The sequence below is a fragment of the Klebsiella sp. JB_Kp042 genome (genome assembly GCF_040065275.1).
Lineage (GTDB): Bacteria > Pseudomonadota > Gammaproteobacteria > Enterobacterales > Enterobacteriaceae > Klebsiella > Klebsiella quasipneumoniae.
Genome location: NZ_JBEAJL010000107.1, coordinates 1 through 23,334, shown reverse-complemented (window position 1 = coordinate 23,334; position 23,334 = coordinate 1). Strand labels below are relative to the sequence as shown.

The 23,334-nt window shown below is 54.4% G+C and carries 20 protein-coding genes and 2 pseudogenes; 11 read left to right on the top strand and 11 right to left on the bottom strand.

Features of this window, described 5'->3' with window-relative positions; all coding sequences use genetic code 11:
* Positions 1–62: 62 nt before the first annotated feature.
* On the bottom strand, positions 63–1,520 hold the full coding sequence (locus ABLV54_RS23040) for an MFS transporter (RefSeq protein ID WP_044524423.1): 1,458 nt from the start codon (positions 1,518–1,520) through the stop codon (positions 63–65).
* A 220-nt stretch (positions 1,521–1,740) separates the two neighbouring features.
* On the opposite strand from ABLV54_RS23040, the gene ABLV54_RS23035 reads away from it, so the two are divergent.
* The 4 genes from ABLV54_RS23035 to ABLV54_RS23020 all read left to right on the top strand — a co-directional run bounded on the left by ABLV54_RS23035 (position 1,741) and on the right by ABLV54_RS23020 (position 4,704).
* Entirely contained in the window at positions 1,741–2,514 is a 774-nt protein-coding gene (locus ABLV54_RS23035) for a TIM barrel protein (protein ID WP_101881208.1), read from the top strand.
* A 20-nt stretch (positions 2,515–2,534) separates the two neighbouring features.
* Positions 2,535–3,548, top strand: coding sequence for a TIM barrel protein (locus ABLV54_RS23030; RefSeq protein WP_049013851.1), 1,014 nt, complete (start codon positions 2,535–2,537; stop codon positions 3,546–3,548).
* Between the two features lie 11 nt (positions 3,549–3,559).
* Entirely contained in the window at positions 3,560–3,952 is a 393-nt protein-coding gene (locus ABLV54_RS23025) for a DUF6379 domain-containing protein (RefSeq protein ID WP_348814233.1), read from the top strand.
* 272 nt (positions 3,953–4,224) lie between these two features.
* The gene (locus tag ABLV54_RS23020) at positions 4,225–4,704 is read left to right on the top strand and encodes an Rrf2 family transcriptional regulator (RefSeq protein WP_023290703.1); all 480 of its coding nucleotides are present in this window, start codon (positions 4,225–4,227) and stop codon (positions 4,702–4,704) included.
* A gap of 63 nt (positions 4,705–4,767) precedes the next feature.
* Here ABLV54_RS23020 and oqxB read toward each other — a convergent pair whose 3' ends face one another.
* Both oqxB and oqxA read right to left on the bottom strand, forming a co-directional pair.
* Complete coding sequence (gene oqxB, locus ABLV54_RS23015) at positions 4,768–7,920, bottom strand: multidrug efflux RND transporter permease subunit OqxB (protein ID WP_004205762.1); 3,153 nt, start codon at positions 7,918–7,920, stop codon at positions 4,768–4,770.
* 23 nt (positions 7,921–7,943) lie between these two features.
* Complete coding sequence (oqxA, locus tag ABLV54_RS23010) at positions 7,944–9,119, bottom strand: multidrug efflux RND transporter periplasmic adaptor subunit OqxA (RefSeq protein ID WP_044524416.1); 1,176 nt, start codon at positions 9,117–9,119, stop codon at positions 7,944–7,946.
* A 333-nt stretch (positions 9,120–9,452) separates the two neighbouring features.
* On the opposite strand from oqxA, the gene ABLV54_RS23005 reads away from it, so the two are divergent.
* Positions 9,453–9,806 (top strand): helix-turn-helix domain-containing protein, encoded by a 354-nt coding sequence (locus tag ABLV54_RS23005; protein ID WP_032429203.1) that lies wholly within the window; start codon positions 9,453–9,455, stop codon positions 9,804–9,806.
* Between the two features lie 19 nt (positions 9,807–9,825).
* Here ABLV54_RS23005 and ABLV54_RS23000 read toward each other — a convergent pair whose 3' ends face one another.
* Positions 9,826–10,398: a flavin reductase gene (locus tag ABLV54_RS23000; protein WP_044524415.1), complete on the bottom strand. Its 573-nt coding sequence runs from the start codon at positions 10,396–10,398 to the stop codon at positions 9,826–9,828.
* 211 nt (positions 10,399–10,609) lie between these two features.
* On the opposite strand from ABLV54_RS23000, the gene ABLV54_RS22995 reads away from it, so the two are divergent.
* Both ABLV54_RS22995 and ABLV54_RS22990 read left to right on the top strand, forming a co-directional pair.
* The gene (locus ABLV54_RS22995; protein WP_023290699.1) at positions 10,610–11,494 is read left to right on the top strand and encodes a LysR family transcriptional regulator; all 885 of its coding nucleotides are present in this window, start codon (positions 10,610–10,612) and stop codon (positions 11,492–11,494) included.
* Positions 11,495–11,614: 120 nt separating this feature from the next.
* Positions 11,615–12,415, top strand: coding sequence for a hypothetical protein (locus ABLV54_RS22990; RefSeq protein WP_101881207.1), 801 nt, complete (start codon positions 11,615–11,617; stop codon positions 12,413–12,415).
* Between the two features lie 143 nt (positions 12,416–12,558).
* On the opposite strand, the gene ABLV54_RS22985 is transcribed toward ABLV54_RS22990, so the two are convergent.
* The 5 genes and pseudogenes from ABLV54_RS22985 to ABLV54_RS22965 form a co-directional block, all read right to left on the bottom strand.
* The gene (locus ABLV54_RS22985; RefSeq protein ID WP_023290697.1) at positions 12,559–12,921 is read right to left on the bottom strand and encodes a cupin domain-containing protein; all 363 of its coding nucleotides are present in this window, start codon (positions 12,919–12,921) and stop codon (positions 12,559–12,561) included.
* 454 nt (positions 12,922–13,375) lie between these two features.
* Complete coding sequence (locus tag ABLV54_RS22980; RefSeq protein WP_065805849.1) at positions 13,376–13,942, bottom strand: XRE family transcriptional regulator; 567 nt, start codon at positions 13,940–13,942, stop codon at positions 13,376–13,378.
* Positions 13,943–14,343: 401 nt separating this feature from the next.
* Positions 14,344–15,084, bottom strand: a complete 741-nt coding sequence (locus ABLV54_RS22975; RefSeq protein ID WP_135704455.1) for an SDR family oxidoreductase — start codon at positions 15,082–15,084, stop codon at positions 14,344–14,346.
* A gap of 120 nt (positions 15,085–15,204) precedes the next feature.
* Positions 15,205–15,366, bottom strand: a pseudogene (locus ABLV54_RS22970) (integrase arm-type DNA-binding domain-containing protein); the annotation flags it as partial.
* A gap of 382 nt (positions 15,367–15,748) precedes the next feature.
* Positions 15,749–17,002 (bottom strand): enolase C-terminal domain-like protein, encoded by a 1,254-nt coding sequence (locus ABLV54_RS22965; protein WP_048325396.1) that lies wholly within the window; start codon positions 17,000–17,002, stop codon positions 15,749–15,751.
* A 337-nt stretch (positions 17,003–17,339) separates the two neighbouring features.
* Here ABLV54_RS22965 and ABLV54_RS22960 point away from each other — a divergent pair, with 337 nt between their 5' ends.
* From ABLV54_RS22960 to ABLV54_RS22945, 4 genes are all read left to right on the top strand, one after another.
* Positions 17,340–18,107 (top strand): SDR family oxidoreductase, encoded by a 768-nt coding sequence (locus ABLV54_RS22960; protein WP_049013856.1) that lies wholly within the window; start codon positions 17,340–17,342, stop codon positions 18,105–18,107.
* Between the two features lie 83 nt (positions 18,108–18,190).
* On the top strand, positions 18,191–19,552 hold the full coding sequence (locus tag ABLV54_RS22955) for an MFS transporter (protein WP_087824382.1): 1,362 nt from the start codon (positions 18,191–18,193) through the stop codon (positions 19,550–19,552).
* 16 nt (positions 19,553–19,568) lie between these two features.
* Positions 19,569–20,612 (top strand): L-idonate 5-dehydrogenase, encoded by a 1,044-nt coding sequence (idnD, locus tag ABLV54_RS22950; RefSeq protein WP_064839457.1) that lies wholly within the window; start codon positions 19,569–19,571, stop codon positions 20,610–20,612.
* Between the two features lie 90 nt (positions 20,613–20,702).
* Positions 20,703–21,422, top strand: a complete 720-nt coding sequence (locus ABLV54_RS22945; RefSeq protein ID WP_049013857.1) for a FadR/GntR family transcriptional regulator — start codon at positions 20,703–20,705, stop codon at positions 21,420–21,422.
* Between the two features lie 106 nt (positions 21,423–21,528).
* Here ABLV54_RS22945 and ABLV54_RS22940 read toward each other — a convergent pair.
* Together ABLV54_RS22940 and ABLV54_RS22935 are read right to left on the bottom strand one after the other, a co-directional pair.
* A pseudogene (locus ABLV54_RS22940) lies at positions 21,529–21,936 on the bottom strand (integrase core domain-containing protein); the annotation flags it as partial.
* A 303-nt stretch (positions 21,937–22,239) separates the two neighbouring features.
* Complete coding sequence (locus ABLV54_RS22935; protein ID WP_348814232.1) at positions 22,240–23,226, bottom strand: hypothetical protein; 987 nt, start codon at positions 23,224–23,226, stop codon at positions 22,240–22,242.
* Between the last annotated feature and the right edge of the window lie 108 nt (positions 23,227–23,334).

Genomic DNA, 23,334 nt, shown 5'->3' with positions numbered 1-23,334 from the left:
ACAGCTTTGTGCGTCCTGATAAATGGTTCCTCATGATAGCAGCCATTGCCGGACGCGATAGGTCATGGCTTCCCTGGCGGGGGAAGCACCGAGACGGGCAGCAGGCGGCTGAGGGCGGCAATCGCCAGCAGGATCAGGGCGCCGAGGGTCAGCAGGGTGATAAACGCCCCGCGCCAGGCGTCCGGCGCGGAGGCGCTTTGCGCCAGATAGAAGCCGCCAAGGGTCGCCATGCCGAGGGCGGCGCCAAACTGCTGGCCGGTGCGAAATAATCCCGACGCCGCGCCGGCGTGGGCCACCGGGATCGCCGCCATGGCAAAGGCCGGCAGCGGGGCGGAGATAAGCCCCATCCCACAGCCGCACAGGCCGAACCCGAGACCCAGCGCGGTCAGCGGCAGCGTCCCCGGCGCCGCGGCGATCCCGTAGCCCATCAGCAGCAGGCCGCTCATCTGCACGGCCACCCCGACCAGCGTCACGTTACGCCCAAGACGAGGCGATAGCCGGCGGCCGGCGACGGCGATGGAAAACATCGCCCCGAGGGCGAAGGGGATGTGCAGCAGGGCGGTATGGAACGGGCTGAAGCCCAGCCCGCTCTGCAGCACCAGCGCGGTGGCCAGCAGCAGCGAGGCGGTGGTCAGTTGATAGAGCAGGGTGATGACGATCCCGGCGCGAAAGAAGCGGTCGCGCAGCACCGCGGGGGGTAACAACAGCGTGCCGCCCCGGCGTTCACGGCCCAGCAGATGTCGCCAGAGGAGGGCCACCGTGATGAGCGACAGCAGCGGCGGCAGCGCCATCCATAGCGGCCAGCGCAGGGCGGGGCCTTCGATCAGGGTGAGCAGCAGCGCGCCGCCGCCCACCACCGCCAGCAGGGTACCCAGCGGATCGATACCTTTGGCCGCTGGGCTGCGCACCGCCGGCAGCGCCCGCCAGGCCAGTATCACGGCGACGACGATCACCGGCACGTTGATCAAAAAGATCGGCCGCCAGCTGAGGCCGAACAGATTGCTTTCGATGATGATCCCGCCGAGCACCGGGCCGAGGATCCCGGCGGCGCCGCCGAGCAGGCCGAAAATACTCATCACCCGGAAACGTTCGTGCGGGCGATACAGAACCTGCATCAGGGAGAGGATTTGCGGGCCCATCATCGCTCCGCTGGCCCCCTGCGCAATACGCATCGCCACCAGCATCTCCGGGCTGGCGGCCAGCCCGCAGCCGGCTGACGCAGCGCCAAACGCCAGCAGGCCGCTGATAAACAGCCGCCGGTAGCCATACAGATCGCCGAGCCGACCGCCGGTGAGCAGCAGAATGGAGAAAAAGAACAGGTAGCCGGTGACCACCCATTCAATTTGCCGCGGGCTGGCGAGCAGATCCCGCTGTACCACCGGGATGGCGACATTAATGATCGAGACGTCGATGATCTCCAGCACCAGCGCTATCGAAACCACCAGCGTGGCCAGCGTGCGCTGCCGCTCGCTGGTATAGGGAGGCGCCTGAACCGCGGCCGCCGAAGCGTTATTGAGCATGATGTACCTTCAGATTTGGTTAAAAACTTGTTAAATAATGTTGACAATTTATAGCAACCAGAGATTAGAATTAGAGCACTCATTCTGGTTATGCCGCGTCAGATCCTGCTGTTGACCGCGAAGCCAGAAGGGAAGGCGTCACACTGCCGCTCCGAAACAGAATAAGAATTCTTATTCTAATTTTGTTTGTTTTGATCTGGCAAGTAGAGAAGGGGGTCGGATGTATTTGTCCGCATGTATTGAATGGCTGTTTCGTGAAGAGTATCCCGATTTCAGCGATCGGGTCCGGGCGGCGAAAGCGCAGGGATTCAGCCACGTTGAGTTTCATCTCTGGCGTGATAAACCGCTGGCGGCGCTGGCGCAGGCGCTGGAGGAGACCGGCGTGAGGCTGTCGAGCTTCGTGGTGGAGCCCCGGCGCAGCCTGGTGGATCCGGCGGAGCATGAGCAGTTTCTGGCGGCGGTGAGCGACAGCCTGGCGGCCTCGCGCCAGTTGGGGTCGCCGCCGCTGGTGGTGGCCTCCGGCTTCAGCCGCGAAGGGGTGGCGATCGCCGAACAGCAGGCGCAGGCGATCCACATCCTGCGCCAGGCGGCGACGCTGGCGGAAGCCGCCGGGGTCACTCTGCTGCTGGAGCCGCTCAACACCCGCATCGATCATCCGGGGATGTTCTTAAACGACACCCGGCTGGCGCTGGACATTATCGAGGCGGTCGACAGCCCGCGGCTGCAGCTGCTGTTTGACGTCTATCACTCGATGGTGATGGAAGAGGAGATGGAGGAGGTGCTCGGCGGCAGAATGCACCGGGTGGGACACGTGCAGATAGCGCAGGCACCGGAACGTAACGAACCGGATCCGCGCAGCGGCGAGTGGCCAGAAGTGATCGCCCGGCTGCAACGCCTGGGCTACAACGGGGCCATTGGCCTGGAGTATAAACCGTCGCTGCCCGCAGCGGCCTCGGTGGCCCGCGCCCGCGAAGCGACCGGCTTATCCTGTTAACCAACTTACCTGGTACTTTTATGACTCAGAAAATAAAACGCGGCGTCAGTCTGTACAGCTTTCAGAATGAGACCTATCTCGGCAAGATGTCCCTCGATCAGGCGATCGGTCACTGCGCGGCGTTCGGCGCCCGCGGCATTGAAGTCGTCGGCGAACAGACCTTCGCCGGCTGGCCGGAGTGCGGCATGCCGGAGGCGGCGATCGCCGACTGGCGCCGTCTGATGCAGCGCCATGACACGGTGCCGGTGTGCCATGACTTTATGCTCGACTATAAACGCTATAAAGACCGGCCGATGCCGTTTGACGAGCAGGTGCGCAGCGTGCAAAACGACATCGATTTTGCCGCCCGGCTGGGCATGCGCTTTATCCGCTCTCTGGTTTCCGTGGCGCCGGAGGTGCTGGTGGCGGCGGCGCCTTATGCGGAAGACAAAGGGATCACCATTCTGCTGGAGGTGCACGCCCCGCTGCATTTCGACCATCCGTGGATTATTCGCCATGCTGAAGCCTATGAAAAAGCCAACACCCGGGCGCTGGGCTTCCTGCCGGATATGGGGATGTTTTTAGCCCGCTTCCCGCGGGTGTGGAAAGAGCGCTTTATTCGTAACGGTTGCCCGCAGGCGGCGGCGGATTTTATCGAGAAAGCCTATGAGGAGCGGACGCTCAGCGAATACGTGATCCTGGATGTGATGCAAAAATGGGGGCCGGGCCCGCAGCTGGCGATGGCGGAAACGCTGCGCCACAACGCGGCGTTCGAGCCGAAGCGGATGCTCGATTTTATGCCGCGGATCCACAACATTCATGCCAAATTCTATGAGATGACCGACGAGATAAGCGAGTGGTCAATTCCCTACGATGAGATCTTCCGCGTGCTGCAGAAGGGCGGCTATGAGGGGTATGTGTGCTCCGAGTATGAAGGCAACCGCTGGGTGGAAGATGCGCAGGAGGTGGACAGCCTGGAGCAGGTCCGCCGCCAGCAGCTGATGTTCTGTCGCCTGTTAGATGAAACCCCACCCCCGGCGCTGCTGGGTCAGTAAGGAGCATTATCATGTTTGATCAGCATATTATCTGCCGCGAAGGTTTCGGCAACGTCACCCGCGACGGGGAAGTTATCGGCGTGCGCTTTTTGGCCCGTCTGCCTTACTACCGCGGTCTGGGTTTGTCGATGGTGGAAGATATCGCCGTGACCCTCAACGGCGAAGCCATCCCGCGGCAGGCGATCCGCCTGGCGCTGCGCGGCCGGGAGTGGACGCTCGACGAGCTGGAGAGAGTCTACGACGACCGGTGGAACTTCGGTGAAAAGGCGACCATCACGGTGCTCAAACCCGGCGGCCTGCCGGCCGGCTGGCATCGCCTGAAGGTGGCCGAGAGGCTGCGGATCTCCTATCTGCCGTTTGTGCCGGTGACCACCTTTGAAACCGAGCTGGAGTTAACGGCGTAACCTCCCGCAGGATCCGCTGCCGTTATGGCAGCGGATTTCTATACCACCGGGCAGCCACCGGGGAGCGCTGAGGAGATTGCCGTCCAGTCAAACCGCTTCGGAAGAGCGCGGTTTCTCAGCCCGCCTGTGCAGACGAAATAGGAAAATTTACTTCGCAGGCTAACCGCAGATTGCTTCAAAAAAATTCCCGTATTTGTTATATTGTTGTTTATTGATTACTCACCTCTGCGGTGCCAAAAAGAACAAGATTCACCGCAACCCAGGACAATACCATGTTAGATTACCGCTTCCCGACAGCTTTGCAGATGGTTCTCAGCGTAGCAATGGCGGAGCAGATGGGTGAACGTTCGACGAGTGCGATTCTGGCCTACGGCCTGGAAGCCAACCCGAGCTTTATCCGCAAATTAATGGTTCCGCTCACCCGTGACGGCATCATTGTCTCCACGCTTGGCCGCAACGGCTCTATTCATCTTGGCCGCCCGGCGGACAAAATCACTCTGCGTGATATCTATCTTTCCGTTATCGAAGATAAAAAACTGTGGGCGTCGCGCCCTGACGTCCCGGCCCGCTGCGTGGTCAGCGCCAACGCCTGCTGGTACTTCAAATCGGTCGCTGACGAAGCGGAGCAGGCTTCGCTGAACGTCCTCGCTCGCCATACCGTGGCCAGCGCGCTGGAGGCGCTTAAAAACGCCGATACCAGCGGCTGCGACCCGGTACCGGAAATGATCGCCCGCTTTAAAAAAGCGCATTAATCCTGGTCCTGACGAAAAAAAACCGCCTTCAGCTGAAGGCGGTTTTTTGTTATTTGCCGCAGGCTAGGCGGGCAGATCCTCCTGGACCGGCTTACTGCGGGTCACCAGTTTCCGTAGCGTCACGTAAAACACCGGCGTCAGGAACAGACCGAACAGCGTCACCCCCAGCATCCCGGAGAACACCGTGATCCCGGTGACGCCGCGGACTTCCGCCCCTGCGCCGTGGCCGAGGATCAGCGGAATGGTCCCGGCGATAAAGGCGATGGAGGTCATGACAATCGGGCGCAGTCGCAGGCGGCACGCCTCCAGCGCGGCTTCCATGATGCCTTTGCCCTGAATCTCCAGCTCGCGGGCAAACTCGACGATCAGAATGGCGTTTTTACAGGCCAGGCCCATCAGGACCACCAGCCCCACCTGCACGAAGACGTTGTTATCGCCCCCGGTCAGCCAGACGCCAAACAGCGCGGAGAGCATCGTCATCGGCACGATAAGGATCACCGCCAGCGGCAGGGTCCAGCTTTCATACAGCGCCGCCAGCACGAGGAACGCCAGCAGCACCGCCACCGGGAAGACGATTAGCGCCGTATTGCCCTGGGTGGCCTGCTGGAAGCTCAGATCCGTCCACTCAATATTCATCCCATTCGGCAGCACCTGTTTAGACATGGCATCCAGCAGCGTCATCGCCTGCGAGGAGGAGAGGACGCGCGGATCGGCATCGCCAATCAGGTCCGCCGCCGGATAACCGTTGTAGCGGATCACCGGATCCGGCCCGTAGGTGGTACTGATATTCACCATACTGCCGATCGGCACCATTTCGCCCTGATTATTGCGGGTGCGCAGATTGGCGATATCTTCCACGCTCTCGCGGTACGGCCCGTCAGCCTGGGCCATCACGCGCCAGGTACGCCCGAACTGGTTAAAGTCATTGACATAAGACGAGCCGAGATAGGTCTGCAGCGTGCCGAACAGATCGGTCAGCGATACCCCCTGCGCTTTCGCCTTATCGCGATCGACCTGGACATCCAGCTGCGGCACGTTAGCCTGGTAGGTCGAGATCGGGAAGTGCATCCCCGGCGTCTGCATAATCGTCCCGGACATGGCATTCACCGCGCTTTGCAGCGCGCCATAGCCCAGCCCGCCGCGATCCTGGATGTAAAGGGAGTAGCCGGAGCCCTGACCCAATCCTAAAATCGGCGGCGGCAGGATGGAGAAGCCAAATCCCTGCTGGATTTGCGCAATTTTGGCGTTGATCTCCGCGTTGATTTCCGCCGCCGAGTGTTTGCGCTGGTCGAACGGTTTCAGGCCAAAAAAGACCGTCCCGGTATTCGGCGTGTTGGTGAACTGCAGCGCGTTAAGACCGGGGAAGGCGACCGCATAATCGACCCCTTCGGTATTCATCCCGATCTCGCTCATTTTGCGGATCACCGCATCGGTGCGCGCCAGCGACGAACCTTCCGGCATCTTCACGCCGCCAATCAGGTACAGTTTGTCCTGGGTGGGAATAAACCCGCCGGGGACGACTTTAAACATCACCCCTGCGGCGCAGAGCAGCAGCAGGTACACCACAAACACCGCGCCACGGCGGCCGAGGGTTTTACTCACCAGCCCCTGATAGCCGTTCGAACTGCGCAGGAAAAAGCGGTTAAACGGACGGAAAATCCAGCCGAACAGACGATCGATCAGCCGGGTAGGGAGGTCTTTTTTCGCGCCGTGCGGCTTTAACAGCAGGGCCGCCAGCGCCGGGGAGAGCGTCAGCGAGTTGATGGCCGAGATCACCGTGGAGATGGCGATGGTCACCGCAAACTGCTTGTAGAACTGACCGGTCACGCCCGAGAGAAACGCCATCGGCACGAACACCGCGCACAGCACCAGCGCAATAGCGATAATCGGCCCGGAGACCTCTCGCATCGCCTGATGCGCCGCGGCAAGCGGCGCAAGCCCCTCTTCGATATTGCGCTCGACGTTTTCCACCACCACGATGGCGTCATCCACCACGATACCAATCGCCAGTACCAGCCCGAACAGGCTCAGGGTATTCAGCGAGAAGCCCAGCAGATAGAGTATGCTGAAGGTACCGACCACCGATACCGGCACCGCGATCAGCGGGATAATCGACGCGCGCCAGGTCTGCAGGAACAGGATCACCACCAGCACCACCAGCACCACCGCCTCCAGCAGCGTCTGCACCACCGCGCGGATGGAGTCGCGCACGAACACCGTCGGGTCGTACGGCGCCGCCCACTTCATATCTTCCGGGAAGCGGGTGGCCAGCTCGGCCATTTTGGCGCGCACGGCGTTCGACAAATCGATGGCGTTAGCCCCCGGGGACTGGAAGATACCGATCCCGACCGCATCCTTGTTGTTGAGCTGGGAGCGCAGCGCATAGCTACCGGAACCCATCTCGATGCGCGCCACGTCGCGCAGGCGGACCAGCGAGCCGTCCTGCGCTGTTTTCAGAATGATATTGCCAAACTCTTCTTCGGTATGCAGACGGCCCTGGGCGTTAATCGAGATCAGGAAGTCGCTCTCCTGCGGCAGCGGCTCGGCGCCAAGCTGTCCGGCGGAGACCTGGACGTTTTGCTCCTGCATCGCCGTGACCACGTCCGAGGCGGTCAGCCCGCGTGCCGCCACCTTATTGGGATCCAACCAGACGCGCATCGCATATTCGCCGGAACCAAATATCTGGATCTGGCCGACGCCGGGCAGGCGCGCCAGCTCATCCTTCACCTTCAGCGTGGCGTAGTTGCGCATATACAGCGAGTCGTACTTACCGTTTGGCGAAAACAGATGCACCACCAGGGTCAGCGTCGGGGACTGTTTCTGGGTGGTGATCCCCAGACGGCGCACATCCTCCGGCAGACGCGCCTCCGCCTGCGCGACCCGGTTCTGTACCTGAACCTGCGCCTGATCCGGGTCGGTACCCGGGCGGAAGGTCACGGTGGTCACCAGCACGCCGTCGGAGCCGGCGACCGATTTCATGTACATCATGTTTTCAACGCCGTTGATCGCTTCCTCCAGCGGCGTCGCCACGGTCTCGGCAATCACTTTCGGGTTGGCGCCGGGATACTCCGCGCGCACCTGCACGCTGGGGGGCACGACGTCAGGATATTCGCTCACCGGCAGCAGCGGGATGGCGATTAACCCGGTGATAAATATTAAAATCGACAGCACCGCGGCGAAAATTGGCCTGTCGATAAAAAAGCGGGAAAAGTCCATGTCTTGGATTCTCTGATTAGGGATCAGTTGAGGGCGGCGCTGGGGGTCATGGCAACGGTTTTGGCGTTAACCGGCATACCCGGCATAAACACTTTTTGTAAGCCGTCGACGATGACGCTATCCCCAGGCTTCAGACCCTGCTTCACGACGCGTAAACCGTCGGCCAGCCGCCCCGGCGTGATATCACGTCGCTGCGCTTTGCCATCTTTATCAACGATATAGACATATTTACGATCCTGATCGGTGAGCACCGCTTTGTCGTCGATAAGCGTAGCCTGGAACGCCGCGCTGCCCGGCAGACGCACGCGGGCAAACAGACCCGGCGTGAACAGCCGCTGCGAGTTATCCAGCAGGGCGCGCATGCGGATGGTGCCGGTGCTTGGCGTTAACTGATTATCGAGAAAATCCACTTTGCCCTGATGGGGGTAGCCCTCCTCGCCAACCAGGCCAATCTCCACCGGGAGCGCCTGATTATCGCTGGACGCGCCTTGCCCGCGGCGGGCGAGATTTTGATAGTGAAGGTAGGTTGACTCGTCGACGTCAAAGTAGACGTACACCGTCTTCTGCGAGACCAGGGTGGTGAGCACGCTGGCGGTGTCGCCCGCCGTGACCAGGTTGCCGCTGGTGATCAGCGCGCGGCTGGCGCGGCCGTCGATAGGGGCGGTCACTTTGGTGAAGTCGAGGTTAAGCTGCGCGGCATCCACCGCCGCCTGCGCAGCGCGAATATCGGCCTGCGCCTGAACTGCGGCTGACCGGCGCTGCTCCCACTCTTCACGGGAGACGAGGTTGGTATGGACTAATTTATCGGTGCGGTTCGCCTCGCTTTGCGCCAGGCTGGCCTGCGTTTTGGCTCTCGCCAGCGTCGCCTGCGCCTGCTCCAGCGCGGCGCGATAGGTTCTGTCGTCTATCGTGAACAGCACCTGGCCCTTTTTCACCTCCTGGCCGTCGGTGTAATTCACTTTATCAATATATCCCGAGACGCGGGGGCGGAGCTGAACGCTCTCCACCGCTTCAATGCGACCGTTAAAACTATCCCACTGACTGATCGACTTCACCAACACCTTAGCGGCGCTGACGGCAGGCGCGGGCGGCGCGGCGTTTTGCGCGACGCTGTCGTCGCAGCCGACGAGCAGAAAGGAGAGCATCATCGCGCCGAGCGCGGTCAGGTGAATGTTTCCCCAGGTTTTTTGCAGGCTCATTATTTTTATTCCAGTCATTGTAGCCGCCGGGCAAGACGCAGCCTGAGAGGCTGCGCCACTTCCTTTGTCCGGGCTGGCTTAAGGCCATTTGTGTCGATCATCGCCACAAAATTGTAACAATTTCGAATACACTATCGCGGCGATTGTAGGAAGGCGTTTAACTAAGTGCAAGAATAATTGTTGCACTTTATGTGCGATCCTCACCGGAGAAAAAAGGCGCGATCCTGGCAGGGTTTTAAATGCAACAATAAAACTTGCATTTTGTGTAAAACCAGGCCACCTTTTAATGCAACTGCTAAAGATGCTTTTAACCGGCCGCGAGGGGGAAATATGATGAACACTGGCGCCATCATTCAGGATCTGATCGACTGGATCGACAACCATCTTGATAGCCGTCTGGATATTGATACCGTTGCCCGGCGAGCCGGCTATTCGAAGTGGCACCTGCAGCGGATCTTCAAAGAACATACCGGGCACCCCCTCGGGGAGTATATCCGGGCGCAAAAGCTGCAAAAATCGGTCGAACGCTTAGCCCACAGCAACGAGCCGATCCTCAATGTGGCGATCGCCCTCGGCTTTGACTCCCAGCAGTCCTTCAACCGCAGCTTCAAGCGCCAGTTTGGCCAGGCGCCCGGCGTCTGGCGCCGGAGTATCAGCCGCTCTGCCGCGCAGACATCTCGTCAGTGATGCTCATGACCGGGGAGGGTCAGTCCTTACCCGGTCCATGATCGAATTTGCTGCCTTTGCCGATGGCATAGAACTGCCCGCCTGCGACATAGTGAACGGTTCGCAGTTCGTCCGGCGCATCATCAAAGATCCAGTGTCCGTTGCGGAATACCCGGTCATCGCTCCAGGCGGCGACGATGTCGCCCATAAACAGATTGTGCTGTTGCTGGATGTCCGGGTAAGGCATCACTTTGCACACCAGCCAGCCCGCGCAGCCGGCGACAAGGGGGAGATCGAACCCCGGCTGATAAAAGAAGGGGATGGTGTCGTTTTTATCCGGCGCGTCGGCATAGCTGCGCCCGCCAGCGTAGAGGACGGTTGCCATCTGGCTGACTACGGGGATCTGCACGACGAAATAGCCGCTCTTTTCCACCAGCTGACGAGTGAAGGCCTGGGGGCCGATATAGGCCACCACTTTTCGCTCGCCTGCCAGCCCAACCCAGGCGGCTGACATGACATTTTCGACGCCATCATATTTTGCGGAAATCATGGTGGTGGACCCGACCTGCAATAAACGATACGCCTTACGTAATTCGACAGGCTGAACGGACATTATTTTTCCTTTATGCGTGTTATTTAACGTGGTGATTCTCTGGATATTTATTGAGGGCATGGTCATTTTTGGCCCCTCACGCGATATCCACAGCGCAACGATACGCCAGGCGATTAAGCGCAAAAAGATGCGTAAATTGTTTTCATTATTCATAATCAACGAATAATCATGCCGCCTGTCGGTAGGCTGCTCGCTACAGGGGAGAAAGAAGGTGGATCGTATCCAGGCTATGCAGATGTTTATGCGCGTCGCGGAGGCAGGGAGCTTCGTGCGTGCCGCGGAAACCCTTTCCCTGCCGGCCTCCACTGTCACCAGTACCATTAAAAACCTTGAGAAATACCTGAAGGTGCGACTGCTGAACCGGACCACAAGGCGGGTGAGCCTGACTCCGGAAGGGATGCAGTATCTGGCGCAGTGCCGGGAAATTCTCGCCCTCATCGAACATAGCGAATCCAGCCTGAGCGAGTCTGTCGCGCGGCCTCAGGGGCGCCTGCGGGTTGATATGCCCGCGGGCATCGCGCATTTCATCGTCATGCCCCATCTGCAAGACTTTTACCGACGTTACCCTGATATCTACCTGATGATCGGGGTCAGCGATCGGCAGGTCGATCTCATTCAGGAAGGCGTCGACTGCGTGATACGCACGGGAGAGCTGAACAACTCCAGCCTGGTGGCCCGGCCTCTGGGCCGCTTTCGCTGGGTCACCTGCGGGTCACCGGACTATCTCAGGGAATATGGCGTGCCGCCATCACCGGAGGCGCTCTCTCAGCACCGGGCCGTGCATTATTTCTCCGGCCAGGCGAGGCGGGCCGATGAGTTCCGCTTCCTTCGCCACGGCGAGACTTTTTCTGTACCCGTCAGCGGCACCGCCGCGGTGAATGAAACGGGGCTTTATATAAAAATGTGCCTGGCAGGATTTGGGCTGGCGCAGCTGGCGGAGAATATCGTGGCTGACCACCTGCGGGAGGGGAGGCTGGTGGAAGTGCTGGCGGACTGGCAGCCGCCCCCGGTACCCGTCACGTTGCTCTATCCGCACCAGCGCTTTCTCTCTCCCGCCGTTCGGGCGTTTGCTGAGTGGATGAGCGAGGTGGTTTGAGGGGATTATCGTTTCGGGAGCCCCTCATGGGAGCGCAGGACTCCTGCAGAAATATCTGGTCTGCCGATCAATCACTCGATATTCTGTAATGCTTTGTCTTTTTTGTGAACAGGAAAAAGTATGTTTAATACGCTCCCCGATTTACACAGAAGTTTTGCAGAGCAACTGAAGCTTAAATTACAGTCTGACCCGCGGATCCTCGCCCTTCTCGCCGGCGGCTCGTTTATCCATGGCGGGTTTGATCAATACTCCGATCTCGATTTCGTGGTGGTGGTCGACCCTCTCTATTATGACGAAATCATGGCTCAGCGTATGGCGTTCGCCGGAACCCTCGGCCATCTGCTACATGCTTTCACCGGGGAACACGTCGGCGAGCCTCGGCTGCTGATCTGTCTGTTTGGCCCGCAACTTCTGCATGTCGATCTCAAATTTATCACCCTGGACATGCTCACTCAGCGCGTTGAGGAGCCTGCCGTGCTATTTACCCGTGATAGCGATGCTCTCAAGCGCCAGCTGGCAAAATTTAGCGCTTACTGGCCGAACATGACGCCGGAGTGGTTTGAGTCCCGAGCCTGGATCTGGCTGCATTATGCCGGGGTTAAACTGGGCAGGGGCGAACTCTTCGAAGCGCTGGGGATGCTGTCCTTCTTCCGCGAACAAATGCTGGGACCGATGCTGTTCCGTCGCGCCAATCTACCGCAACGCGGGGTTCGCCGAATAGAAGCCCTCGGCATTGATCCCGATGGCCTGCTGACTTCCACTCTGGCAACGCACGATCGTCACTCTGTCGGGATTGCCATCCGAAGGGCTGCCGACGCTTATGTCAATCTGCGGGCTGATGCGCTGCCTGACAATATTGCAGACGATGCGGCGCGGTGGGCGGTCTTTGCCATGCTGGACGCCTATTCTGACAGGGAGTAAATCTATCCCTCCGGCCGCTGACGCGGCCGGAGTATGAAAGGGTTGCGCGAGATGTTATGGGTGGTTTTATCCTTAGAGGGGGGCCGGGTAACCGGTAACGCTAAAACTTCCCCTGGCCCGGTTTATTCCGCACCGCCAGACGATTAGAGTTTATCCAGTTCACGCACCGTACGTTCATTGACGATATTACCCGTATTCAGGGTCGATTTTGGCTCCAGTAAAACGACGCAGCACTCTTCGGTTAACGCTTCAGGACAATGCTCAGTTCCTTTCGGCACAATAATAAACTCACCGGCATCAAGAATAATATCGCCTGTTCTTAAGCCCATTCGCAATCGGCCGCTGACCACAAGAAAAAGCTCGTCCTCCTGTTCATGATGATGCCAGTCAAATTTTCCGGATAATTTAGCCAGTTTGACATATTCGTTATTCATTTCGCCGACAATTTTCGGGCTCCAGTAATCGCTGAACAGAGCAAAACTGTCTTTTAAATTAACTTTACGCATTCATCTTCTCCGTCACATATATTTAATGCGGGTGGGTTGATTTCGTCATAAAAAAAGAGCAGGCATTGGGCCGCACGGCGCACAGCCGGGTTAGGCGATATTGAGCGCTAATATAAAGACGCCAGGACCATCAGGAAAGTGACCGTATTATGGCCAGATTCCCGGCTATTACGCCTGCTTTGCTTTGCTTTGTGGGGAAATACAGCGCAAGCAGGCCGGCTCTGCTGTTCGAAATAACAATACAGTTAACCCGCAAACTGAACAACGGGTTTCCCGATGACGGGGGAAGATATTTATCAGTTCGCAATCAATCGACTGAATTTAATTAATTTTATTGTTAAAATAATTTTCCCTCAGGCATTCAGCGGACCGTTTTTGTTTCTTTAAGTGAACAGATGCCCGAAACTCTGGCGCCATATCTCAGGTCTCCAGGTCCGATAATGGCGCGGCGGAGTTAACCGGGCTCGAGGTGAGTCATCACCACCGTCGCGCTAACCGCCGTTTCCGTTGCGCTGTACGTGTGCGCAATCTCCGCAGAGAAGGCATAAAAATCCCCGGGCTCCAGGGTGACGACTTCATACTGGCTCAAGCGCAGGCGCAGAGTTCCGCTGTGTACCAGAATATGTTCATGCGCCCCCTCTGAATGTCCGGGGCTGTGGATGGTGACCCGCGGTTCCATTTGCAGCAACCATATCTCGGAGGTATTGCCGGGGCCGATGCGGAATTTCATCATTTGCGAATACTCGCCCGGCACAGGGCGATATTTTTCAAAGCGGGGATACATCCTGCTGCCGCTTAGCAAATCGCCGACCGGTAAACGTAACGCGGTGGCGATAGCGTCCAGCGTATCAACTCGGGGACTGGAAGATCCTGATTCCAGCTTGGATAACGCTCCCTTTGAAACCCCTGACAATTTAGACAGATCGTTTAACGAAATCCCCCGGGACTGCCGTAGTCGTCTTATTTTACTGCCGATATTTAATGACAACGCAGCTGGTTTATCGCGTTCTGAATCTGCCATTATTGCCTCCCTCCCCGAGTGAGTCCTTCTCATCTGAATAAACGCCCCGCCCAGTTGAGATTGCGGTAGGGACATAACACTGCTGTCGCTGGCCTGATATGTCATCGCTGCATCAACAGTCAGTGATTCTTCACGCGCCCGACATGCCTGAATACCACGTTTATCCTTTCAAATGAACCATTTTGGTGTTTACCGGTTTGATGGATAGTCTGGGTAACGGGAGATATTGCACATTGAATCTGTTCGTTGCGTTCGGATGTTGTCGGGCTGTTTTAAGCGAAAAATGGATGATTCTGGAGTAACGGATTGTTTATTGATGAAAGCAGGGGCCGTTATTTTCCCCACTTCTACAGTGGGGCTTTGAGGATCTGTATCAGGAAATGATGCCGCTGTTGCCATATCTAGTAATGCACCAGCCCGCCATCTACCGCGTACTGACTGCCGGTGACATAGGATGCGTCATCAGAAAGCAGAAAAAGTGCGACAGCAGAGGCTTCTTCCGGGGTTCCTGCCCGGCCGAGGGGGACCTGGCTGACAACAAAATCCTCAAATTGCTGACGCGACTCTTCCGGCATGAAATGTCTAAAGTTCGTTTCGATCGGACCCGGTACCAGCGTATTGGCGCGAATACCCCGCACAGCCAGCGCAGAGGCCCAGCTTTTAACCATTGCGACAACTGCCCCTTTCGTTGCTGCATAGAGGCTGGTCATTGACGCACCTTCATATACAGATGAAGATGAGGTGACAAGAACAGATGCGCCTGAATTGAGGGATCCAGAAAGAGCGGCAAGCTGCAGCATCGGGCCGCGGACGTTAGCATTCATCATGCGGTTAAAAGCATCCGCTGTCACCGATTCCGGAGCACCTACTTCTGCGAAGCCAGCATTAAGCCATAGTCCGTCGAGTGAACCCCAGTCGCTTATCGCTGCCTGAAGAACGCTTATATCGGCTTCGCTGGCTGCATCGTTTTTCAGAATGAGAGATGATTCAGGCAGTAGACTACGGGCGCGTTTCAGCCTTTCATCATTGAGGCCCGTAATGGCAACATTGCCGCCCTCACTAACAATGCGCAGTGCGCCTGCAAATCCCATACCGCTGGTACCGCCAGTGATAAGGATGCGTTTACCTTGAAATCTGCCCATGATTCGCCTTTCTTTGTCTTTAGAAACATCAAGTACCTGACGAAGATAACCATCAGTCGTCATCTGTTACATCACGCCATGGTGAGATTATGGCTGCAGCGTTGGCATTTGGCACCAAGCGGGGTGGGGTCCAATGCTGATGGTGGCCCTTTTTTTCAGCGCCGGGGGAGTGTATTTGAAGAACCAGATCTTTCTGCCGAATGGCTTAATCAACAACGCCAGCCCGTCGCCATCGCGTAGTTGCTACTCGGTATTAGTTTGGTATTTCAATTGGTTAGGTATCTTTTTGCACCATGGTTTTTTACGATATGGCATCGTGGTGCAAAACAAGCATAGATGATGCTCGAGATTTATACAGAGAATATGACCGCACAGGTAACAAAAAAACCCGCAGGGCTTGCGCCGTGCGGGCTCTTAGGACTTCATCGGATGACTCTGGTCATCACCGATGGGCTGGCAGCGGCGTAATTAGTGCAGGAGTAGATCAATTCTGTTGGGGATGTTTATAGGTTGCTTAGAAGGGAAGGCGCAAAAAGAGTGGTGACGGTATTGATAGGGAAAGGCGTATTTATGCGTTGGATTTTTATGGTGATTCGTCGGACTCATTATTGTGAGTGGCTAGCTGTAATAAAGACCCGGCAAATTTAAGCCGGGTCTTTATTATTTACGGTCTTGAAGCCGTGCCGTCAGGTGTGCGCGCCATTGTCCAGGAAGGGATCCCCCCCTCGCACGGGTATTTCGCCGCCTCGGCTTCATCAATGTCGATACCCAAGCCAGGCTTATCGTTCAGGTAGGCATAGCCGAGGTCAATCTCCGGGCAACCCGGGAAGACATCACGCAGCGCGTCGTTCATGGGCGTGTATTCCTGAATGCCGAAGTTCGGTGAACTCAGATCCAGATGCATATTGGCGCAGACCCCGACTGGTGAAATATCACCAGGACCGTGCCACGCGGTACGCACGCCGTTCAGTTCGCTATAGACAGCGAGTTTCTTCGCCGGCGTGATACCGCCGATGGTGCTCACATGACAACGAATGTAGTCGATCAGTTTGTTGTCGATGAGCGGTTTCCACTCATTAACATTGACAAACAGTTCGCCCATGGATATTGGCGTGGAAGACTGCTGGCGCAGCATTTTCAACCAGTCGATATTTTCCGGCGCGACTGGGTCTTCGAGATAAAACAATTGATATTGTTCCAGTGTCTTTGCAAGGTTAATGGCGGCCACCGGGGTGACGCGCTCATGGACATCATGAATAAATTCGATGCCAAAACCGAGCTTGTTACGCAGGTGGTCGAACAGACGCGGAACGCTTTTGGCGTAGGCATCCGGGTCAAAGTAGATGCCAGGCGTTTTGCTGCGCGGTGAACGTTTCGGCTGAATGTTCTTCGCACGTGCCAGCTGCGTGGCGATCAGTTTGAGGTCATCGGTCCCCGCACCACCATACATTCCCATCTGGCAGCGAACGTACTGGTAGCCTTCTTCCATTCTGGCGCGGATGTTATCTTCCACTTCAACTTCATCGCCACCGTCAGTGTGACAGTACAATGGGATCCCATCACGGCATTTGCCGCCCAGCAGATCATAAACCGGCATCCCCGCCAGCTTACCTTTGATATCCCACAGCGCCATGTCCACGCCGGACAATGCATTGTTCATGATCGGGCCATTGCGCCAGTAACCGCTCACCGCGCCTGACTGCCAGATGTCCTCAATACGGGTCGGATCTTTGCCAATCAGAAAAGGCGCCATGTACTCATCGATCGCGTTTTTTACCGCGAAGATACGCTGCGTAAAGGTCGCGCATCCCAGCCCATACAGCCCCGGCTCATTGGTTTCTATCTTAACGACCGCCAAATCAATGCCGCCCGGCGCCGTCAGAATCGTTTTCACATTGGTGATTTTCAGGTTACTCACTTTCTCTCCTCAACTCAGCGAATTTACCGCATGTCATACCGTTGTGGATGACATGGTGCATATTTGTAAGTTGTCCTACAACTTGGTGCTGTTATATCACGCTTCTTTTACAAAGGATCGCTTAGAGTGCCATTCTGTGATAGCGATCAAATTGCGTTCAATGAAAATTAAACAAACACTTATAATTCAATTTGTTAATCGTAATAATATGATCGCGAAGTGGAGCTGTTTGTGATCCTTGTTGCAAATTCATAGGTGAACTGTTGATTTTATCAGGACGAAAATTCAACCTTAAAAAAGACAGTCGTCATACAAATTAAACGAATGAGGAAACAACATGAACGCTTTATTTGATTTAACCGGGAAAACGGCGCTGGTGACGGGTTCTGCACGCGGACTGGGCTTTGCCTACGCTGAGGGCCTTGCCGCTGCAGGCGCACGGGTCATCCTGAATGATATTCGCGACACACTGCTGGCCGAATCCGTGGATACACTGACAAGCAAGGGTTACGACGCACAAGGCGTGGCTTTTGACGTCACCGATGAACAGGCGATTGAGGCGGCTTTTAGCAAACTCGATGCAGAAGGGATCAGTGTGGATATCCTGATCAATAACGCCGGTATTCAGTACCGTAAACCGATGGTCGAACTGGAGCTGGAAAAGTGGCAGAAGGTGATCGACACTAACCTGACCAGCGCATTTCTGGTGTCCCGCGCGGCGGCAAAACGGATGATGGCCCGCAACAGTGGCGGCAAAATCATAAATATTGGCTCGCTTACCAGCCAGGCTGCACGACCGACCGTTGCCCCGTACACGGCGGCAAAAGGCGGTATCAAAATGCTTACCTGCTCGATGGCCGCAGAATGGGCGCAGTTTAATATCCAGACCAACGCCATTGGGCCGGGCTACATTCTGACGGATATGAACACTGCACTTATCGAAGACAAACAGTTCGACGCCTGGGTGAAAAGCAGCAACCCCTCTCAGCGCTGGGGTCGTCCGGATGAGCTTATCGGCACGGCCGTCTTCTTATCATCCAGAGCATCCGATTATATCAACGGGCAGATTATTTACGTCGATGGTGGCTGGCTCGCCGTGTTATAAGCCGCCCGTACTCTACCTACTCGCCTTTAAAATTGATGGCATGTGTTCACCCCGATGCATGCCGATATAACACAGGTATCATTATGAAGGCTTCAAGACAACGACTCTTTATTCTCACATTGCTGTTTATTGTGACTGCAATTAATTATATGGATCGCGCCAATCTTGCCGTTGCTGGTTCGAATATCCAGAATGATTTCAGTCTGACGCCAACACAACTGGGTTTGCTTTTCTCCATGTTTACCTGGGCCTACGCCGCCAGTCAAATTCCTGTCGGCTATGTTCTTGATCGCATTGGCTCACGTATTCTTTACGGTGGTGCAATTATTCTGTGGAGTATTTTTACCTTTATGATGGGGTTCGCCTCACACCATTTATTCGCGACGGCAACCGCTTCATTTGCCATGCTTCTGGCCTGCCGCGCATTAATTGGTGTTGCCGAAGCACCGTCCTTCCCGTCTAACACGAAAATAATCGCAACCTGGTTCCCAGACCATGAGCGAGCCCGTGCGACCGCGATTTATTCCAGTGCACAATACCTTGGTCTCGCGCTGCTGACACCTGCACTCGCCTTTATTGTGGCTAATTACGGTTGGGAAATGTCGTTTTATCTGTCCGGGGGCGCCGGGATTCTGTTTGGCATCTACTGGCTTATGTATTACCGCGATCCACAGCACAGCACCGCTGTGAACCAGGCAGAACTGGATTATATTAAAGCAGGCGGCGGCTATGGTTCGGCGAACCAATCCTCCGTGAGTGCAAAAATTAGCTGGCAAGATATTAAGTTCTTCCTCAGCAAAAAAACGATTTGGGGCCTGTTCATCACCCAGTTTGCCTGCTCGTCTACACTCTATTTTTTCCTGACCTGGTTTATTGTTTACCTGGAAAAAGGGCTGCATCTCTCTATTTCAAAAGCCGGGGTGGGTGCTATGCTGCCCTATATTATGGCGATGCTGGGGGTGCTTTGTGGCGGTACGCTAAGCGACATGCTGCTGAAAAAAGGAAAATCCCGAACGTTGGCACGAAAATTACCCGTTATGGCTGGCCTATGCGTCACCATGATTATCGGTCTGGTCAATTTCTTTGAAAGCCAGCCGGTTATTGCGATTATCATTCTGTCTGTTGCGTTCTTTGCTAACGCCTTTTCAAACCTGGGTTGGGTGGTCTGGAGTGATGTGATTCCTCGTAATTTCCTCGGCACGATGGGCGGCTTTTTAAATATTTGCGGGAACCTTTCTGGGATCGTTAGTCCAATTGTTATTGGGGTTATTCTCCAGCGCACGCAAAACTTCCAGTACGCCATGTGGTATATCGCAGGCGTCGCCGGACTGGGCTTATTAGCCTACATATTCTTGGTGGGAAAGATTGAAGTGATCCTGCCTGAAAAAAAGAATGCCGACACCGTGGATAAGAATACCATTAATCCGGCAACTGCCAACAAATAATGAGGTCATCATCAAAATGGGAAAAATAACCTGTAACGCTTGTCTGGCCCATGCGGAAAAAGACGTACGCTTTGAATCACGTGAAATCGAGCATGATGAACATGATGTCGTCGTGAAGGTCGCTTGCGGCGGCATCTGTGGCTCTGATATCCACTACTATCAGCATGGCCGCGCGGGGATGTCTGTCCTCAAGCATCCGATGGTGATTGGCCATGAGTTTGTTGGCGTGATCAGCAAAGTGCCAGCAGGCAGCGAGCTGAAAGTTGGCCAGACGGTTGCTGTGAACCCGTCCAGCCCCTGCAATCAGTGCGAGATGTGCCTTTCCGGCCATCAAAATCTGTGCGGCTCCATGTGCTTTATGGGCAGCGCGCAGTTCAATCCACATGTGAATGGCGGTTTTTCTGAATACGTGGTGGTAAAACCGGAGCAATGTATTCCTTACGATAGGCGCGTGCCTGCAAACGTGATGGCCTTTTCGGAACCGCTGGCGGTCGCTATTCATGCAGTAAAAAAGGCGGGCCAGTTGACCGGCAAACGCGTACTGGTGATTGGCGCAGGCCCCATTGGTTGTCTGATCGTCGCGGCGGCGCGCAGTGCAGGAGCATCTGAAGTGGTGGCTTCCGATCTCAGCCCACGCTGCCTGGAACTGGCTCGCCAGATGGGGGCCACTGCGGTGATGGATCCGCGGGTTGAAGAACAGGTTGTCTATTATCAGCAGCATAAAGGCTATTTTGATGTCGTGTTTGAGGCCTCTGGCGCGCCGATTGCCGTGACATCCACCGTCGATTTCACCCGCCCTGCAGGCACCATCGTTCAGGTGGGGATGGGCGCCAGCCCGGTAAGCTGGCCAGTGTCTCCGATGCTGGTTAAAGAACTCAATTGGGTCGGGTCATTCCGTTTTATCGGTGAGTTCATCACTGCGGTACGCTGGCTGGAGGATGGTCGCGTCGATCCTCGCCCGCTTATCAGCGCCGAGTTCCCGCCCCAGCAAATTGAAGACGCATTGATTACCGCCACAGACAAAAATGTCTCTGCTAAGGTGCTCATTCGTTTCGATTAACGGTGAAAAGCGCCCAGCCGGGCGCTTTGTTCTTAAAAGTGAAGTGTTATACAATAAATTACTTCAGCGACATCTTAACGGATACCCATCTTGAGCATAAAATCCATTCAAAAACAAAATGTTGTAAATGAAATTTATGATCAGATCTGCAGCAAGCTGCTGGACGGCAGTTGGGCGCCAGGTAGTCGTTTACCTTCGGAAGCGGAGCTAACTGCCTCATTTAACGTTAGCCGTGTCAGTGTACGTAGTGCGGTACAGCGTTTTCGTGATCTTGGGATAGTGGTGACACGGCAGGGTAGCGGCAGCTACGTGAGCGAAAACTTCACTCCACACATGTTGAGTAACGAGCCCCGCCCAATCATGCACCTAAGTCGCGAAGAATTTCACGATATGATGATTTTCCGCCAAACCGTGGAATTTAAATGTGTGGAACTCGCGGTCTTGCACGCTACCGAAGACGATATTCGTCAGCTCGAAGAAGCATTGAACAATATGCTGATCAACAAGGGTGACTATAAAAAGTATTCAGAAGCGGATTACGAGTTCCATCTGGCAATTGTCAAGGCCTCTCATAATAGTGTCTTTTACAATGTTATGAGTTCAATTAAAGATATCTATTACTATTATCTTGAAGAGCTCAACCGTGCACTGGGTATTACTCTTGAGAGCGTGGAGGCTCATATTAAGGTTTACATGTCCATTAAGAACCGCGATGCTAGTTCTGCTGTACAAGTTCTCAATGAAGCGATGTCTGGAAATGTTGTTGCTATTGAAAAAATTAAATCTATAGATATCTCTGGGGATAAATAATCGCAATTCCAGGCGGTAACCTGAATGGCTGTTGCTTTTATCTGGGAAATCATCTGCCTGCTGGTGTTTCGTTTTATTGATCTGCCTCCTGTATTAGATATAACCTTCAGGTTGATTTTTCTTCATGTTTCCTGTTTCGCCAGCCTGCTGCAAATTCAGCTGGCGTCTGGTAATTCAGCGATGAATGAGGACTGGACTCGTTATAGTCATGCCGCCAGCCATGAATAATTTTCCGGGCATGAAGAACTTCGCTGAACCAGTTCTCATTCAGGTATTCATCCCGAAAGCGACCGTTGAAACTCTCTATAAATCCGTTCTAAGTTGGCTTGCCCGGCTGGATTAAGCGTAACTCAACACTATGTTCAAAGGCCCATTGATCCAGTTCGCTGCAGGTAAATTCCGGGCCCTGATCGGTTCTTATTGTCGCCGGGTAGCCCCGAAATAGTGCGATGCTGTCCAGAATATGCGTGACCTGAACACCTGAAATACCGAAAGCAGCCGTGATCGTCAGACACCCTTTGTGAAATCGTATACCAATAATCACAGGATTTAGCCGGATGTTCTCGAACAACAACAGGCACAAAAAAGCCCGCAGGGCTTACGCCGAGCGGGCCTTCAGGACTTCATCGGATGACTCTGGTAATCACCGATGGAGAATTTTGGTGGGCTGGCGGGAGTTGAACCCGCGTCCGAAATTCCTACATACCATTTTAATCATAAGAAAAACAATTATTTACTTTTAAAAACAGTATGTTGTTATCATTTGGTGTTTTCCCATTTTATGCGTTTTTAATGCCCTGCCGCCAAAGTGCCGCCATTAATTGCCTTCTATTGGCTCATAAGGTAAAACTTCATCAATGGTCTTTTCAAGACGTCTGAAATCGGTTATTGGATAAAATTTAACCAAATCTTCATGAAAGTTTTGAATTTCTCTATTTTGTATATGATCGATTGCCTTATCAAATTCTGTATCTCTTTTAATTGGATAATCTAAGGTTTTAAGAAGTTGCCATGATATAGGCTTTGTTAATTTGAATGTTTTAGAAAGAGTTGGGCAATATAAATTTGTTGTCATTTGCTTGTAAGTTGCTTTAGGTGGAATTACAACATTAATTGCCAAGTTGCTATGCTTGATGGATGTTATTTTAGTTGAGCGATATGCTATGCCAATTATAGGTGAGCGCTCTCTTTTGCTTATCCATTGCATTAATATGTTAGGAATGATGTACTCTTCATTAAACGCTGCATCAGGTTGCTTTTTAATGTAGTTGCATGCAATTATTAATGGCCACAAACATAAATATGAAATTAATATCTCCTCGGGGATAACTCTTAGAATATAATCTTTTTTAAGGGATATTGACGAGTTTAATAATTCCGAGGAGAAGTTTAATATTAACTTGTCGGTTGGGCTGCTTATCGATTTAAATGACGATATATAAAGTCTATCAAAGTCAGGCTTTCCCATTTCTTGCCAGCAAATATATAGTGATGTTCCGAGGTATAGACAAGGAAGGCCAGCAACAGAATATCTTTGTGCACTTACTAAGTGCCTCATTGTAAATGGGATGTGAAATAATTCCTTGCGATCTTCTAAAAACCGATCTGATTTCCTTACTCTATATAATGGTCTGTCATCATTACAAATTTCGTTCAGGTTTATACAAATGTTTTTAAGATGCTCACTTTTACTTTTACTACTAAAGGTCTTATCGAAGAGGTCGTAGGCAGCTTGAATATCACCTGACAAAAAATGCTCTAAACACTCAGATATGGTGTCTTGAACATCGTAGATGGTCCTCATATAACGTCGTAGCCTTTGCATAGCCATTTTAGTTGATAAGTGATGATGATTTGCTAGGGAAGGTGCGAACAAGTTCCTGATATGAGATCATCATATTCATCCGGAGCG

Coding starts and splice junctions, on each gene's coding strand:
- ABLV54_RS23040 (WP_044524423.1), bottom strand. CDS start 1,520: ATGCTCAATAACGCTTCGGCGGCCGCGGTTCAGGCGCCTCCCTATACC.
- ABLV54_RS23035 (WP_101881208.1), top strand. CDS start 1,741: ATGTATTTGTCCGCATGTATTGAATGGCTGTTTCGTGAAGAGTATCCC.
- ABLV54_RS23030 (WP_049013851.1), top strand. CDS start 2,535: ATGACTCAGAAAATAAAACGCGGCGTCAGTCTGTACAGCTTTCAGAAT.
- ABLV54_RS23025 (WP_348814233.1), top strand. CDS start 3,560: ATGTTTGATCAGCATATTATCTGCCGCGAAGGTTTCGGCAACGTCACC.
- ABLV54_RS23020 (WP_023290703.1), top strand. CDS start 4,225: ATGTTAGATTACCGCTTCCCGACAGCTTTGCAGATGGTTCTCAGCGTA.
- oqxB (WP_004205762.1), bottom strand. CDS start 7,920: ATGGACTTTTCCCGCTTTTTTATCGACAGGCCAATTTTCGCCGCGGTG.
- oqxA (WP_044524416.1), bottom strand. CDS start 9,119: ATGAGCCTGCAAAAAACCTGGGGAAACATTCACCTGACCGCGCTCGGC.
- ABLV54_RS23005 (WP_032429203.1), top strand. CDS start 9,453: ATGAACACTGGCGCCATCATTCAGGATCTGATCGACTGGATCGACAAC.
- ABLV54_RS23000 (WP_044524415.1), bottom strand. CDS start 10,398: ATGTCCGTTCAGCCTGTCGAATTACGTAAGGCGTATCGTTTATTGCAG.
- ABLV54_RS22990 (WP_101881207.1), top strand. CDS start 11,615: ATGTTTAATACGCTCCCCGATTTACACAGAAGTTTTGCAGAGCAACTG.
- ABLV54_RS22985 (WP_023290697.1), bottom strand. CDS start 12,921: ATGCGTAAAGTTAATTTAAAAGACAGTTTTGCTCTGTTCAGCGATTAC.
- ABLV54_RS22980 (WP_065805849.1), bottom strand. CDS start 13,942: ATGGCAGATTCAGAACGCGATAAACCAGCTGCGTTGTCATTAAATATC.
- ABLV54_RS22975 (WP_135704455.1), bottom strand. CDS start 15,084: ATGGGCAGATTTCAAGGTAAACGCATCCTTATCACTGGCGGTACCAGC.
- ABLV54_RS22960 (WP_049013856.1), top strand. CDS start 17,340: ATGAACGCTTTATTTGATTTAACCGGGAAAACGGCGCTGGTGACGGGT.
- ABLV54_RS22955 (WP_087824382.1), top strand. CDS start 18,191: ATGAAGGCTTCAAGACAACGACTCTTTATTCTCACATTGCTGTTTATT.
- idnD (WP_064839457.1), top strand. CDS start 19,569: ATGGGAAAAATAACCTGTAACGCTTGTCTGGCCCATGCGGAAAAAGAC.
- ABLV54_RS22935 (WP_348814232.1), bottom strand. CDS start 23,226: ATGAGGACCATCTACGATGTTCAAGACACCATATCTGAGTGTTTAGAG.